The 13,719-nt window shown below is 70.8% G+C and carries 14 protein-coding genes; 10 read left to right on the top strand and 4 right to left on the bottom strand.

Features of this window, described 5'->3' with window-relative positions:
* Window positions 1–32: 32 nt before the first annotated feature.
* From ACBJ59_RS53065 to ACBJ59_RS53040, 6 genes are all read left to right on the top strand, one after another.
* Window positions 33–512 carry a hypothetical protein gene (locus ACBJ59_RS53065; protein ID WP_375117602.1) on the top strand — a complete coding sequence of 160 codons (480 nt, stop codon included), beginning with the start codon at window positions 33–35 and terminating at the stop codon, window positions 510–512.
* Window positions 513–639: 127 nt separating this feature from the next.
* Complete coding sequence (locus ACBJ59_RS53060) at window positions 640–1,605, top strand: NAD(P)H-dependent flavin oxidoreductase (RefSeq protein WP_375117601.1); 966 nt, start codon at window positions 640–642, stop codon at window positions 1,603–1,605.
* Window positions 1,606–1,619: 14 nt separating this feature from the next.
* Window positions 1,620–2,168, top strand: a complete 549-nt coding sequence (locus tag ACBJ59_RS53055) for a hypothetical protein (protein ID WP_375117600.1) — start codon at window positions 1,620–1,622, stop codon at window positions 2,166–2,168.
* Between the two features lie 108 nt (window positions 2,169–2,276).
* On the top strand, window positions 2,277–2,954 hold the full coding sequence (locus ACBJ59_RS53050) for a response regulator transcription factor (RefSeq protein ID WP_375117599.1): 678 nt from the start codon (window positions 2,277–2,279) through the stop codon (window positions 2,952–2,954).
* Window positions 2,951–4,354 carry a sensor histidine kinase gene (locus tag ACBJ59_RS53045; RefSeq protein ID WP_375117598.1) on the top strand — a complete coding sequence of 468 codons (1,404 nt, stop codon included), beginning with the start codon at window positions 2,951–2,953 and terminating at the stop codon, window positions 4,352–4,354. Before ACBJ59_RS53050 ends, ACBJ59_RS53045 begins: the two co-directional genes overlap by 4 nt.
* A gap of 69 nt (window positions 4,355–4,423) precedes the next feature.
* Window positions 4,424–5,476: a serine hydrolase domain-containing protein gene (locus ACBJ59_RS53040; protein WP_375117597.1), complete on the top strand. Its 1,053-nt coding sequence runs from the start codon at window positions 4,424–4,426 to the stop codon at window positions 5,474–5,476.
* Window positions 5,477–5,872: 396 nt separating this feature from the next.
* Here ACBJ59_RS53040 and ACBJ59_RS53035 read toward each other — a convergent pair whose 3' ends face one another.
* A complete protein-coding gene (locus ACBJ59_RS53035; RefSeq protein ID WP_375117596.1) occupies window positions 5,873–6,823 on the bottom strand; it encodes an OmpA family protein in 951 nt (316 codons plus the stop codon).
* A gap of 7 nt (window positions 6,824–6,830) precedes the next feature.
* On the opposite strand from ACBJ59_RS53035, the gene ACBJ59_RS53030 reads away from it, so the two are divergent.
* Together ACBJ59_RS53030 and rph are read left to right on the top strand one after the other, a co-directional pair.
* Window positions 6,831–6,956, top strand: a complete 126-nt coding sequence (locus ACBJ59_RS53030) for a hypothetical protein (RefSeq protein ID WP_375117595.1) — start codon at window positions 6,831–6,833, stop codon at window positions 6,954–6,956.
* Window positions 6,957–7,736: 780 nt separating this feature from the next.
* Complete coding sequence (gene rph, locus ACBJ59_RS53025) at window positions 7,737–10,379, top strand: rifamycin-inactivating phosphotransferase (RefSeq protein ID WP_375117647.1); 2,643 nt, start codon at window positions 7,737–7,739, stop codon at window positions 10,377–10,379.
* Between the two features lie 181 nt (window positions 10,380–10,560).
* On the opposite strand, the gene ACBJ59_RS53020 is transcribed toward rph, so the two are convergent.
* The 3 genes from ACBJ59_RS53020 to ACBJ59_RS53010 form a co-directional block, all read right to left on the bottom strand.
* The gene (locus tag ACBJ59_RS53020) at window positions 10,561–11,037 is read right to left on the bottom strand and encodes a GNAT family N-acetyltransferase (RefSeq protein ID WP_375117594.1); all 477 of its coding nucleotides are present in this window, start codon (window positions 11,035–11,037) and stop codon (window positions 10,561–10,563) included.
* Window positions 11,038–11,265: 228 nt separating this feature from the next.
* Window positions 11,266–11,712, bottom strand: coding sequence for an ester cyclase (locus ACBJ59_RS53015; RefSeq protein WP_375117593.1), 447 nt, complete (start codon window positions 11,710–11,712; stop codon window positions 11,266–11,268).
* Window positions 11,713–11,767: 55 nt separating this feature from the next.
* Window positions 11,768–12,250 carry a DUF4331 family protein gene (locus tag ACBJ59_RS53010; RefSeq protein ID WP_375117592.1) on the bottom strand — a complete coding sequence of 161 codons (483 nt, stop codon included), beginning with the start codon at window positions 12,248–12,250 and terminating at the stop codon, window positions 11,768–11,770.
* A 346-nt stretch (window positions 12,251–12,596) separates the two neighbouring features.
* On the opposite strand from ACBJ59_RS53010, the gene ACBJ59_RS53005 reads away from it, so the two are divergent.
* Window positions 12,597–13,226, top strand: a complete 630-nt coding sequence (locus ACBJ59_RS53005; protein ID WP_375117591.1) for a Chromate resistance protein ChrB — start codon at window positions 12,597–12,599, stop codon at window positions 13,224–13,226.
* Complete coding sequence (locus tag ACBJ59_RS53000) at window positions 13,223–13,660, top strand: YkvA family protein (protein ID WP_375117590.1); 438 nt, start codon at window positions 13,223–13,225, stop codon at window positions 13,658–13,660. The genes ACBJ59_RS53005 and ACBJ59_RS53000 overlap by 4 nt, the downstream gene beginning before the upstream one ends.
* Window positions 13,661–13,719: the final 59 nt, after the last annotated feature.

Raw genomic sequence — 13,719 nt, 5'->3', positions numbered from 1 at the left:
ACGGCATCGTATAGGTGAACGGAGGCAGTGGGATGTCCGTCGGCTCTGTCGTCAGTGCGGTGGGGACGCGCAACATCCCCGAACCCGTCCGCGCGCTCACCTCGTTGCCCGGCATCGACTACGCCGACCGATTCACCCTCTCCGCGGACGTGAACGCGACGCCGGAGGAGTGGGCTCGGGCGATGTTCGGCGACGTTCCCAGCGTCGCGGAAGTGCTGATCTGGCGCGGTCTCCTCGGCCTCCGGCTCAGCCGGGGACGGTCGCCGGCCACCGTGGGCGGATGGCGGATCGGCGAACGTGGCGAGGATTGGATCCGGCTCGAGGCCGCTTCCTGGTTCCTGGGCGGCAACTTCCTCGTGCAGACAGCCGATGGCCGGGTGTCGCTGGGGACCTTTCTGCACTACGACGGGCTCCTGGGCCATGGCTGGTGGCCCCCGTTGTCCGTCATCCACCGCCGGCTGATCCCCGGACTGCTCCGCGACGCCGCGGCGAGGATTAGAGCGTCCCGATGACGGTGGCCGCCGAACCGGTCACGGGGGCCGGTCCGGTGGTGGCCGTTTCGGCGGGCGGGGCACAGCCGGACGCGGCGGGCCGGTTGGCGCTGCCTGAGGTCCTGTCCCTCGAAGTCGGAGATGAGTGGTGAAGGTGTTGTCGACGCGGTTCACGAAGTTGTTCGGGGTACGGCATCCGATCGCGCTGGCGCCGATGGGCGGCTCGGCCGGCGGTGCGCTGGCGGCGGCCGTCTCGCGGGGCGGCGGGCTCGGGATGCTGGGTGCCGGGAACGGGGACCGGGCGTGGCTGGACCGGGAGGTGTCGATCGTCGCTTCGAGTACCGATCGACCGTGGGGTGTCGGTTTCCTGACATGGGCGATCGATGTCGATGCGGTGAAGCGCGCGCTGGAGTACGCCCCCCGGGCGGTCATGCTGTCCTTCGGCGACCCGAGCCCGTACGTGGAGCCCATCCGTCACGCGGGCGCCGCCTTGATCATTCAGGTCACCGACGTGGAGGAGGCGCGGCGGGCCGTGGACCTGGGCGCCGATGTCATCGTGGCGCAGGGCACCGAAGCGGGTGGCCATGGCGCCCGGTGCGGGCGGTCCACGTTGCCGTTCGTACCCGTCGTGGTGGATCTCGCGGATCCGGTGCCGGTGCTGGCGGCCGGCGGGATCGCCGATGGTCGCGGTCTGGCCGCGGCCCTGGCCTTGGGCGCGGCCGGAGCCCTGATCGGCAGCCGCTTCCAGGCCACCGTCGAGGCTCTGGTCGACCCCGCGATCGCCGAGGCGATCGTCGAAGGACGGGGAGAGGACACCGAGCGCAGCACCGTGCTGGACATCGCGCGCGGCTCCCGATGGCCGTCGCAGTACCCCGCCCGTACCCTCGGCCACCCCTACCTTGACCGATGGCGCGGCCGCGAGGCGGAGCTCGCCGACGATTCCCAGGCCAGACAGGAGTACCAGAACGACGTGGCGCGAGGCGCCATACCCCCGCTACCGGTCTGGGCCGGCGAGGCCATCGACCTCATCACCGACCTGCCTTCAGCACGGGGCCTCGTCACCGCCTTGGTCACGCAGGCCGAGGACGCCCTGGCCAGGGCCGGAAGGTGCTGACCGGCGATCACCCCGTGCTGCGATCGCTGACAGCGAGGGCAGGCCTGTCGGAGAACGCTTCCCTGGCGGAGGTCGTGGAGGCGGTGCGCTCGATGCCCTACGGGCGTCCCACGGAACGAAGCGCGCAAGGGGCGCTCGCCGAATGGCGAGGGACGTGCTCGACGAAGCATGCGCTGCTGGCAGCCCTCCTGGCGGAGCACTGGCCGCACACGGAACCGCGGCTGGTCCATCGCGTCTACCGGTGCACGCCCGCGGACGCCGCCCGCCGCTTCGGCCCGGCCGCAGCCGCCGCGGTGCCCGAGGAAGGCTTGTGGGACGTGCACCGATACCTGACCATCGACCTGAACGGGAACCGGGTCGTCATCGACGTCACCTTTCCGTCCGGCCCGGGCTGGGACGGAGCCGGCTCGATGCAGGTCGCGTGCGGGCGGGGCACCGACCACGCGGCCGGGTCCGACCCCGACGCGGACAAGCGAGCCTTGGAGGAGGCCCACTGCGATTCCCGCGTCCGCGAACCCTTCATCGCCGCCCTGGGGGGCTCATCCGGGCCAGGGCCGCGGTGACGATGACCATCTGGGGCTCGGCGCCGCAGTCGCGGCAGGGCGATCGGCGCCGCAGTCATGGCAGGGCGATCGGCACCGTGGCGGGTCTGACCCGCATAAACTGCGGCGATGACGGCGTATCGGATCCTGGCCGTGGACGACGATCCGGCCATCCTGCGCTCGCTCCGCCGTGGCCTGCGGCTAGAGGGTTTCGCCGTGGACACCGCGGAATCGGGGCGGCAGGCGCTGGAGCGGGCGGCCGGGCGGCCCGACGCGATCATCCTCGACGTATCCATGCCGGAAATGTCGGGCATCGAGGTGTGCAGCCGATTACGTGAGTCAGGGTCGCAGGTGCCGGTGCTGATGCTGTCGGCCATGGAGGAGGTGGCCGACCGCAGGGCCGGGCTGGCGGCGGGGGCCGACGACTACGTCGTCAAGCCCTTCGACCTGGGCGAACTGGTCCTGCGCCTGCGCGCCCTGTTGCGCCGCGCCGGACGCGCCCCGGGCACGGCGGTACGGGTCGGGCCGCTGGTCGTCGAGCCGGACGCGCGCCGGGTCACGTTGCGAGGCCGCGAGGTGGAGGTGACGAGGCGGGAGTTCGACCTGCTGGAGGTGCTGACCAGGAACGCCGGCGTCGTGCTGTCCCGGCCCGTGCTGCTGGAGCGCGTCTGGGGCTACGACTTCGAGGTGACCGACAACGCGGTGGACACGTTCGTCGGCTACCTGCGGCGCAAGCTGGAGGCGGGCGGCGAGCCGCGCATGCTGCACACAGTGCGCGGCGTGGGGTTCGTGCTGCGAGAGCCATGAAGCTGTCCACGCGTTTCGCGCTCTGCCTGGCGGTCGCCATCCCGCTGCTGGTCGCGCTGGCCGGGCTGGTCGTGCTGGGGCTGGTCGCGCGGGACCTGCGCGACCAGCGTGACGAACAGCTCACGTCGCAGCTCAAGGCGCTCAGCCCGATGGCGGGGTCGTTCGCGTGGCGGGCTCGCGTGCTGCCTGCCGTACCACCCGACTTCCTCCAGCAGCGGCTGGCCGCGGCTGCGGGCGCGGGAGGGGTGTGCATCGCGGTCGACGGGGAGAAACTCCTGGTCATCGGGGATGTGCCGGACAGGCTGCCGTCCGGTGCCGGTCCCGGCGACCACGCCGAAGGGGCGCGGCATTGGCGGTTCGCGGCCGTCGGACTGGGGCGGCAGGGGGACGCGCGACTGATCCTGTTCGAGCCGCACGAGCGCCTCAGCGACCAGATCGCGCTGCTGGCCTACCGGCTGGTGTCCGTCACGCTGGCCGCCGCCGTCGTGGGCGTGGTCGCGGGTCTGGTCCTCGGCAGATTCGCGGTACGGCCGCTGTCGCGGCTGGGCGGTCAGGCTCGGGCGATCGACACACCCGCCCGTACGGAGACACGCCTGGCGACCACGGCCGGCGTCGCCGAGATCGACGAGCTGGCCCGCCTCCTCAACGACCTCCTCGACCGGCGCGACGCGGCCGTGACCCGCACGGGCGAGGCCCTGGAGACCTCGCGCGCCTTCGCGGCCACCGCCGCGCACGAGCTGCGCACGCCGCTCACCAGCATGGGCACCGACCTCACCCTCCTGGACCACCCCGATCTCGGCCCCGCGGACCGCGCCGAGATCGTCGCTGACCTGGTCGCCGAACACGGGCGCATCCAGCGCCTGATCACGATGCTCAGCCGTCTCGCACGAGGCGAGCTGCTCGACGCCACCTCCTTCGCCGAGACCGACCTGGCGGCGATCGTCGAGGAGGCGGTCGAGGACGCCAGGCGCCGCCACCCCCACGCCACGATCAGCGCCCGCACGGCTGAGCGCGCCCGGGTACACGGCTGGGCGGAGGGGCTGCGCCTGATCGTCGACAACCTCCTCGACAACGCCGCGGTCCACGGCGCCGACGCCTCCGGCCGCGCCGCGATCACCGTGATCCTGGATGCGGGGGAGGAGATCACCCTCGCCGTCCAGGACACGGGCTCCGGCATCGCGCCGGAGCACCGCGACGCGATGTTCGCCCGCTTCCGCCGCCGCTCCGGCAGCCCAGGCTCCGGGCTCGGGCTCACGCTGGTCAGGCAGCAGGCGGCTCTCCACGGCGGCATCGCCACGCTGGGCGCCTGCCTCGAAGGGCCGGGGACACGCGCTGAGGTACGCCTGCCCATGACCGGCCGGAAACCCGCGCGACCCGCCGTACGGTCCTGGCTGGAGTAGCCCGCTTGCCAGAGAGATGCCAGAAAAGTGCGTCACCATCCGCCGGAGCGATCCTTCGGAGGAGACGACATGCGCATCATCCATTACGCGGCCGCCCTGGCGCTCATGCTGGCGGCGCCGGGTGCGAACGCGGCCTCGGCCAGGACCGCCGACGTGCTGAGACCGTCGGCACATCCGGTCGAGCTGCGTACCGCCCCCAGAGAAATCTCGGTGACCTACACCTACAAGGGCCAGGAACGAACCTTGGACGACTTCCTCGGCCGGACGAAGACCAACGGCTTCCTCGTGCTCGACGGCCAGGACATCGTCGTCGAACGCTACACCGGTGCCGGCCGGGCCACCCGGTTCCAGTCGTGGTCCGTGGCCAAGTCGTTCACCTCGGCCGCCGTCGGCATCGCGCTCGGCGAGGGGCGCATCCGCTCGATCGACGACCCCGTGGACAGATATCTGCCCGAGCTGGCCGGCTCAGGCTACGCCGGAGTGCCCATCCGCGCGTTGCTGCGCATGTCCTCGGGCATCGACTGGGACGAGGCACGCGACGCGCCGCGCCTCCAGGTCGCCGCCAACAAGGGTTACCCGATCAAGACGATGGCCGCCCGGCAGGAGCGCGGGTGGGACTGGGGCGAGAGGTTCGAGTACACGAGCATGAACTCCTTCGTCCTGGCCCGGCTCGTCACCAAGGCCACGGGGGTTCCGTACCACGACTACGTGGAACGGAAGCTCTGGCAGCCCGCCGGCATGGAGTCCACAGCGACCGTGGGCAACGACTCGCACGGCGACAGTCTCGGCTACTGCTGCTACTACGCCACCGGCCGCGACTTCGCCCGCTTCGGCCTGCTCTACCTGCGCGGCGGCAAGGCCAACGGCCGCCAGGTCGTGCCGGCCTCCTGGGTCAAGGCGTCCACCAGGCCGTCCCCTGCCAACCCCCGGTACGGCCTGCACTGGTGGCTCGGCGAAGGCGGGGACTTCACCGCCGCCGGGTTCGGCGGCCAGTACATCTACGTCTCTCCCCGACATGGCGTGGTCATCGTCAAATCGTCCACCGCCGCAGTTCGCCCCGACCAGGAAGAGGCCCTGACCGCCTTCCGCGCCGTGGCCGCCGAGGTGGCCAGAACCCGCTGACGCCCTGCTCTCCCGCCGTCACGCGGGCAGGGCCACCGCACTACCTTGATCGCCATCTGGATGCTCCACGGACGAGCCCGGCCGGCCGGCTCACCGGCCGGCCGCCCGGGATGATCAGCGTCGCGGTGCTGGCAACTCCTGCAAGCGGCCCCTCCGGATGCCGCCTCCGCTGTCACGCTGAGTGCGTACGGGCAGGCTGCCGCCGACCAACTGCCTGCGGACCTGCACCACGCGCTGCCCGCGCTGCCCGCGCTGCACGGGCACGCGCTGCACGACTCGAAGCCTGCTACGACGAACACCGGCCGCATCGGGCTCCGCACCAGCCGCCTCCACTCCGACCGCTTCCCGACCCCAACGCTGACCCAGCCCGGATGGTCGGCCGGCACCCCGTAGGGCTCAGGTTGTGGTGGAAACGACCACCCGGCGGTTCTTGGCGCGTCCTGCCGGATCGTCCGAGCCGTTCGGCTTGGTATTCGGCGCGACCGGCTTGGCCTCACCGTATCCTCGCGCCTTGAGCCGTGACCGCGCCAAGCCGCCCTCAGCGGCCAGCCACTCGACGACCGCCTGGGCTCGCCGTTCGGACAGCGGCTGATTGTAGGAGTCCTCGCCCTTGGTGTCGGTGTGTCCATCGACGGCGATCGGCGCGCCTGCCGCTGCCTTCTCCTCGATCTCCTGGGCGATGCGCCTGAGCTCGGCGGCGGCCGCCGGCTTGATGGTCGCCTTGTCGAAGTCGAACAGCACGTCGGCCTTGATGCTGAAGGCGATCGAGTCGTCCCCCTGCAGCACCTCGCTCTTGCCGACCTCGTACGACTTCAGTTCCGCGGCCGGAATCTCCACCGCGCCCACCTCCACCGCCGGCACTTCGACCGCGGGCACCTCGACGGCCGGGACGCATTCGTTGCGATCGTTGCAGGCACCCGGGCGGATGAGGAAGGGCCGGATGAGAAACGGTCTGATGATGAACGGGCGGATGATGAACGGCCTGATCACGTACGGCACGGTGCCCCCGGCCTTCGGTTTGACCTGGCACACCTCGGGCGTCGACACGCCTTCGGCGCGCTGCTCCTCGGCCCGTTTGCCGTCGGCCCGTACCGGGTCGAGCTTGATCCCACCCGCGTTGACGCCGGGTATCTCGACCGGCGGAATCTCCACGGCGGGAATCGACACCGGTGGGATCGACGCCGCGCCGAGGCAGCCCCCAGGGGCCGAGGCGATCTCGGTGCACTGGGCGGGAATGTGCAGGGCGGGGATGTCGACGCCGGGGATGGTGACGGCGGGAATGACCGTGCCGCCGACCTTCGCCTCCGGGATGACCACCGGGTCGGCATGCACCGCTGGGCTGTCCACCGCCGGGATGAGCTTCCCGTTCGGGCAGCTCGCCGGCTCGGCTCCGGTCGCCGTGGGCGCCGGCGCGGTCGGGCTCGTCGGCGGATCGGTCGTCGTGGTGGCACTTCGGGAGATCGCGTTCGCCGGCGTCTGACGCTCCTCCCCGCCCCCACCGGTCGTACCAACGCCACACGCGGCCATCACCAGTACCAGCAATGGTGTCAAGAGCCATGTTCTCGTCATGATGGACCTCTCCGATGCTGCCCACATGACCCTCGACGGTAGAACATCCACCTTCAGAATTTGCATAGCGCCTTAGAATCTGGCCTCGGACCAGGGCCGAAGTATTTTGCAGGTGCTGACGACGGTGTGCGGCGCGCCGGCGATGTCAAGAGCCGCCCTGTGATCAGTCGCCCGGAAATGCCCCAGAAGGCGATCTCGCTCGGCAGCGCCGTCGTTGAGGATCGTGCAGCAGTCGTGCCGTGCCAGCGCTTCGGTTCGTCAACGAATACGCCACGTCCCCCACGTCTACGCCAAGCTCGGTGTCGCCAACCGCACCGAACTCGCCGCGCTCGCTACGGCTCCGTCCGGCGGAGTGGCGGCACTCGCCGACGATCGGCCATCGAGAACGACGCACCGGAAAGGGGTCACGGGGCCGGGCGTTGATCGTTAGGGCGAATTGGCTGTCACGCCGGCCACCAGCGGACGGCGCCCGTCCAGGTGCCGACCAGCGGCGGGTTCGCACCGGTCGACGCCGGGAGTTCGGTCAGGGTGCCGGGGGGACGGGGGTCAGGCCGCGCAAGCGGCGCGCACCTTTCCTCTCCATTTTCACTGTATATCAGATTCGCGCGCCTCATGAGGCGCCAGAAAGTGCTTCATACTTGCCCGTTGCGAACCGACCCCAACGAACGATGGAGCAACGCAATTGGGCTACGTGCTGGGTTTCGAGCAGATCGACTCGACGAATGTCGCGGACGTCGGCGGGAAGGGAGCGCATCTGGGCGAGCTCTCCCGAATCGATGGCATCCGCGTGCCGGACGGCTTCTGCGTCACGACGGACGCCTTCCGGCGGGTCCTGGCCGAGGTGCCGTCGATCGACGCTCAGCTTGATCTGCTGTCGCGCGTGGAACCCGACGACCACGCGGCGATCCGCACCCTGAGCGCCGATGTCCGCCGCGCCGTCGAAGGAGTCGCGGTGCCCGACGATCTCGTCGCGGCGATCAGCGAATCGCTCGCCCGGCTCGGGGAGCAGGCCTCCTACGCGGTACGTTCCAGCGCGACGGCCGAGGACCTGCCGACCGCGTCCTTCGCCGGCCAGCAGGATTCATACCTGAACATCGTGGGCCTGGCGGCGATCCTCCGGCACGTCCGGCGGTGCTGGGCCTCGCTGTTCACCGAGCGGGCAGTGACCTACCGGCGCCGTAATGGCTTCGACCACCGGAAGGTACGGATGGCCGTGGTCGTACAGCGGATGGTGTTCCCGGACGCGGCCGGGATCCTGTTCACCGCGGATCCCGTGACCTCGAACCGGAAGATCGCCACCGTGGAAGCCGGTTGGGGGCTCGGTGAGGCGCTGGTCTCCGGTCTGGTCACCGGGGACGTCTACACGGTGCGCGACGATCGGGTCGTCACCGCAGCGGTCGCCACCAAGCAGCGGTTCGTCCAGGCGTCGCCGGGAGGCGGTACCCGGGACGTACCGGTCGAGCCGCAGCGGCAGGCGCGGCCGGCTCTGACGGATGCCCAGGTCGTACGTCTGGTGCGGCTGGGCCGGCGAATCGAGGCGCACTTCGGCCGGCCCCAGGACATCGAATGGTGCCTGGTCGGCGACGACTTCCACATCGTACAGAGCCGGCCGATCACCACCCTGTTCCCCGTCCCCACGACCGATGACCAGGAGAACCACGTCTACATCTCCGTCGGTCACCAGCAGATGATGACCGACGCGATGAAGCCGCTGGGGCTCTCCCTGTGGCAGCTGACGACTCCACGGCCGATGCACGAGGCGGGCGGACGGTTGTTCGTCGACGTGGCCCCCGCCCTGGCGACGCCCGCGGGTCGCGCGAACATCCTCGGGACCCTGGGGAAGTCCGACCCGCTGATCCTGGACGCGCTGCAGACCGTCCTCGACCGCGGCGACTTCATCCGCTCGCTTCCGGACGAAGATTCCGGCGCCGCTCCCGCCGGTGCCGCTCCCGCCGGTGCCGCACCTGCCGGTGCCGCTCCCGCCGGTGACTCACCCGCCCCGATCGAGACCGATCCGGCCGTCGTCACCGACCTGATCCGGCACAACCAGGCGTCCGTCGCCACCCTGCGGCGCGAGATCCAGGGCCTGTCCGGGCCGGCGCTGCTCGACTTCATCCTGGCCGACATCGCGGAGCTGCGGCGCATCCTGTTCGATCGGCGGAGCTTCCAGGCGATCATGGCGGGAATGGAGGCGACCTGGTGGCTCAATGAACACCTCGAGGCGTGGCTGGGCGAGAAGAACGCGGCCGACGCGCTCACGCAGTCCGTCCCGCACAACGTCACGTCGGAGATGGGACTGGCGCTCCTCGACGTCGCGGACACGATCCGACCGCACGCGGACGTCGTGGCATTCCTGCACCGCGTCGTGGACGAAGGCCGGGAGGGCGACGGCTTCCTGGACGAGCTGGCCGGGCTGGCGGGCGGACGGGAGGCACGTGACGCCATCCGGGGCTACCTCGACGAGTACGGCATGCGCTGCGCGGGCGAGATCGACATCACCAGGACGCGCTGGAGCGAGGATCCTGTCACGCTCGTGCCCACCATCCTCGGCAACGTCAAGAACTTCGAGCCGGGTGCCGGCAAGCGACACTTCGAACAAGGACTCCAGGAGTCACGGCGGAAAGAGCAGGAACTGCTGACGCGATTGCGCGCCCTGCCCGACGGGGAGCAGAAGGCCGAGGAGACCAAGCGGATGATCGACCGCGTCCGCACCTTCGCCGGATACCGGGAATACCCCAAGTACGGCATGGTCAGCCGCTATTTCGTCTACAAGCAGGCGTTGCTGGGGGAAGCCGATCGCCTCGTCCGGTCCGGCATCCTGCGCGAGAAGGAGGACATCTTCTTCCTCCGGTTCGAGGAGTTGCAGGAAGTCGTGCGCACCGACGACGTGGACGCCGAACTCGTTCGGGCGCGGCGGGAGGCGTTCCGGTCGTACGAGGCGCTCACACCGCCCCGGGTCCTCACGTCGGACGGCGAGGCCATCACCGGCCAGTATCGGCGCGAGGACGCCCCGCCCGGCGCGCTGGCCGGCCTCCCGGTCTCGGCCGGGACCGTCGAGGGCCGTGCCCGTGTCGTCACGGACATCGCCCGGGCGGACCTCGAGGCAGGCGACATCCTGGTCACCGCCTACACCGACCCCAGCTGGACCCCGCTGTTCGTCACCGTCGCCGGGCTGGTGACGGAGGTAGGCGGGCTCATGACGCACGGGGCGGTGATCGCGCGTGAGTACGGCTTGCCGGCCGTGGTGAGTGTGCCGCACGCCACCCGGCTGATCCGGGACGGGCAGCGGATCCGCGTGCACGGAACCGACGGCTACGTCCAGATCCTCGACTGAACCGTCCCATCGGACCCCGGGATTCCTCTGTCGGCGGCCTGCCGGCAGGACCGGGGGAACGGCGGGGCCGCCGACCGGACCCAGCCTGGCGAGGTGCCCACCGGCGGCGAGCCGGCCGTCTGGCCCGGCACCGCCGTCCCGATGGCATGAGGCAGATTCTCGGCTCCTCGCGAAAGCCCCGCTAGTCAAGCACGCGGGTGAATCGGATCGCCTCCTCCCGATAGCCCACGGCAGCGTAGAACCGTCGAGCGGTCGTGTTGCCTGCCGCCGTCTCCAGCGTCAGATGGCGCAGGCCCTTCTGGCGAGCCCAGTTCTCCGCCGCGCTCAGAAGCCGCCGGCCCACCCCCGTGCGGACGGCGCGCGGGGCGACGGCCAACTCGCCGATGTAGGCCTCGACCGGTCCGGTGAAGTGCTGGTGAGTATTGACGGAGACCATGCCGACGACCTCGCCTTCGGCCATGGCCACGAACACGGCTCCAGGCTGCTCTCGCGTGGGGGCGAAGAAGCCGGCCAGCCACTGCCGAGCCGCCTCCACAACGGCTCCGGGGTCGCGCCATTCCGCCACGCCTTCGGCGAGCTGAGAGGCGAGCTCCAGAACGGCGTGGCGGTCCTCTTCGCGAACGGGTCGAATCTGGACGCATGTGTGCTCGACGCTCATGGGCATCAGCATGTCATCCCGGCCGCGGACGCATCCTTCACGGCAGCGTCGGCATCGCAGCCGGACGTCGACGTAGCACCGAACCCGTCGTCGCGGCGATCGCGACACGCGCCGGGGTGCTGGAACGGGAACAACAGGCCACACTCGTTCGGTGGCGTGGCCGCTGCCGGGGTTCCTCGACCGCTACCCGCTGCCCGTCGTGATGGCAGGGCGTTTCGTGTGCCTTTGCTAATTGGTCGGGATCCGGTCGAGTTCCACCAGGCCGAAGCCGAGCTGGCTGTAAAGCTCGAGCTGGTCGTAGTACTCACGGTGCGAGTCGATCTTGCCGTCGGTGACATGGGCGCTGCAGCTGGCTCTGATGGCGATGCGGCGGCCCGTTCCCGCTATCGTGCGCCCGTCGGGCAGCAGGAGGGGGCCGGTGTGGGTGCCGGTGTAGGTCCATTCGGTGACGGCCGGGTTGTCGCAGTCGCCCAGCTCGAACCACGCCGCCATCTGAAAGTCCGGGAACCCCTGGAAGAGCTGCTGGTACAACCAGCCGATCTCCTCGTGCCCCTGCGCGACGCCCGCCGGCGTGACGAGGACGGCGTCCGGGCTGTAGCAGGCGAGCACGCCCTCCAGGTCGTGCGCGTTGACGGCGTCGCCAAATCGGTGTTTGAGCTCCCAGTAGGTCGACACGGGGCACCTCCAAGCGATTCGAGCGGGTGAGTCGGTCCGTACGCCCGGGCGAGCGTCATGGTCTGGGCGGGACGTACGGGAAGGTCGTGGCCAGGCTCGCCGGCGCCCACACCCCGACCCGGCGGTCCTGTCCGGCGGCCGGGAGCAGGTCGTCGAGTTCCAGCACGAAGGAGTGGACCGTGTGCCCGGCGAAGGCGTTCTTCGCCGCGGCCGGGTCCCAGCCGGTCAAATCGATCGTGGTGCCGTCCTGGACGGCCCCGCCGACCGCGTGCAGCACGTCGGGCTCGATCCAGAACGGGTCGTCCGCCTCACCGGCCCACACGCGGCCGCCGCCGGCGGTCTCGGCGGTCTCGCCGGTGCGGCCCTCGGCGGTCGGGGTCCCGGTCGCGCCCAGGCCGCGCGGGGAGCCCTCGCCGGCGGCGGAGTGGCTGCGGTCGCCGACCAGGACGGTGCCGCGTTCCTTGCGGAAGACGAACAGGTCGGTGATGTCCAGACGCGGGTCCTGGCGGGCGGTCGGAGAGTCGAGGTGATGGGACATGGTCGCGCTCGTTCCTCTGGGCTCGGGTGCGGGAGCCGGCACGCGGGCGTCGAGAGGCGTTCGGCCTCACGGGTGTCACCCGCGCGGCGGCGCGTCCTCGCCGGCGCTTGCGTCGCTCCTCTAAGTCTCGGCGCGAGGGGCTGGACGGCGCTGCCAAGCGCCCGTCAAAATCGCCTTCCCCGACGGCCCGGTACGCAATTGCGAAGTCATCATCCCGTCGGTCTCGTCAAGTTCCGGCATGGTCTGCCGCCATTTCTTTGGGTCGGCGTCGTTACCGACGGCGAACCGTGTTCCAACCGGAAGGGCTCTCCGTTGCCTGTTGTTGTTACGGATGTAACATAGGAGTGTGACGGACGAACCGGAAGCTTCGGGCTGGTTGCTGGTCAGCGTGTCCACCGCCGGGGCCGCTCCGACCCTGCGCGTGCAGGTGTGGCGCAAGCTGCGCTCGCTGGGCGCGCTGTATCTGCAGCAGTCGGTCTGCCTGCTGCCCGAGCGCGAGCAGACCGTGCGGCACATGCGCCGGCTGCTGGACCGGGTGCATCAGCAGGGCGGTTCCGGCCGGATGCTCCACGTGGCGCTCACGGATGTGGGCGAGGAGCGGCAGATCGTCGGCGAGTTCAACGCTGCCCGCGATGCCGAATACGCCGAGGTGCTGGAGCGGTTGCCTGCCTTCCGGCAGGAGCTGGCCGCGGAGCGGGCCCGGGGCCGGGCGACGTATGCCGAGGTCGAGGAGTCCGAGGCGGACCTGGAGCGCTTCCGCTCCTGGATGGCCAAGATCGCGGCCCGGGACTACTTCGCCGCCCCGGCCGGTGCCGTGGCGCGGGCCGCGGTCGAGGACGCGGCGGCCGATCTGGCGGCCTTCGAGCAGGCCGCGCTCACCGCCGAGAACCCCGCCGAGAACCCCGCCGAGAACCCCGCCGAGGACCCCGCCGAGGCGATCGAGAAGACCGGCGAGCAGGAAGGCGGCCGGCGGTGACCGGGGCGTGGGGATGGGATCTGCTGATCGGGATCGGCGTCGCGTTGCTGGTCGCGTGGCTGGCGCTGATCGCGATGCTGGCGATCGTCCGGCCGCGCGGCGGGCTGCTGCGCGAGGCGCTGCGGCTGCTGCCGGACGTGCTGCGCCTGGTGCGGCGCCTGGCCGCCGACCCCGACCTGCCCCGCGGTGTCCGCGTCCGGCTCGTCCTGCTGCTGGCCTATCTGGCCTTCCCGATCGACGTGGTGCCCGACTTCATCCCGGTCCTGGGCTATGCGGACGACGCCATCATCGTGGTCGCCGTGCTGCGCTCGGTGGTGCGCCGCGCCGGGCTGCAGGCCGTACGCCGGCACTGGCCCGGCACCGACGACGGCTTCACCGTCCTGACCCGGCTGGCCGGGCTGGGCAAGCCGACGCCAGATCCACCGGCCCCGTGACCGGCCCATCGGCGCCCGTGTCATGTCCCCGCGCCGTCTCCTGTGCCTGGACCGCACCA

The sequence above is a fragment of the Nonomuraea sp. MTCD27 genome (assembly GCF_041950495.1).
In the GTDB taxonomy this organism is placed as follows: domain Bacteria; phylum Actinomycetota; class Actinomycetes; order Streptosporangiales; family Streptosporangiaceae; genus Nonomuraea.
This window is presented reverse-complemented; position numbering and strand designations above follow the sequence as displayed.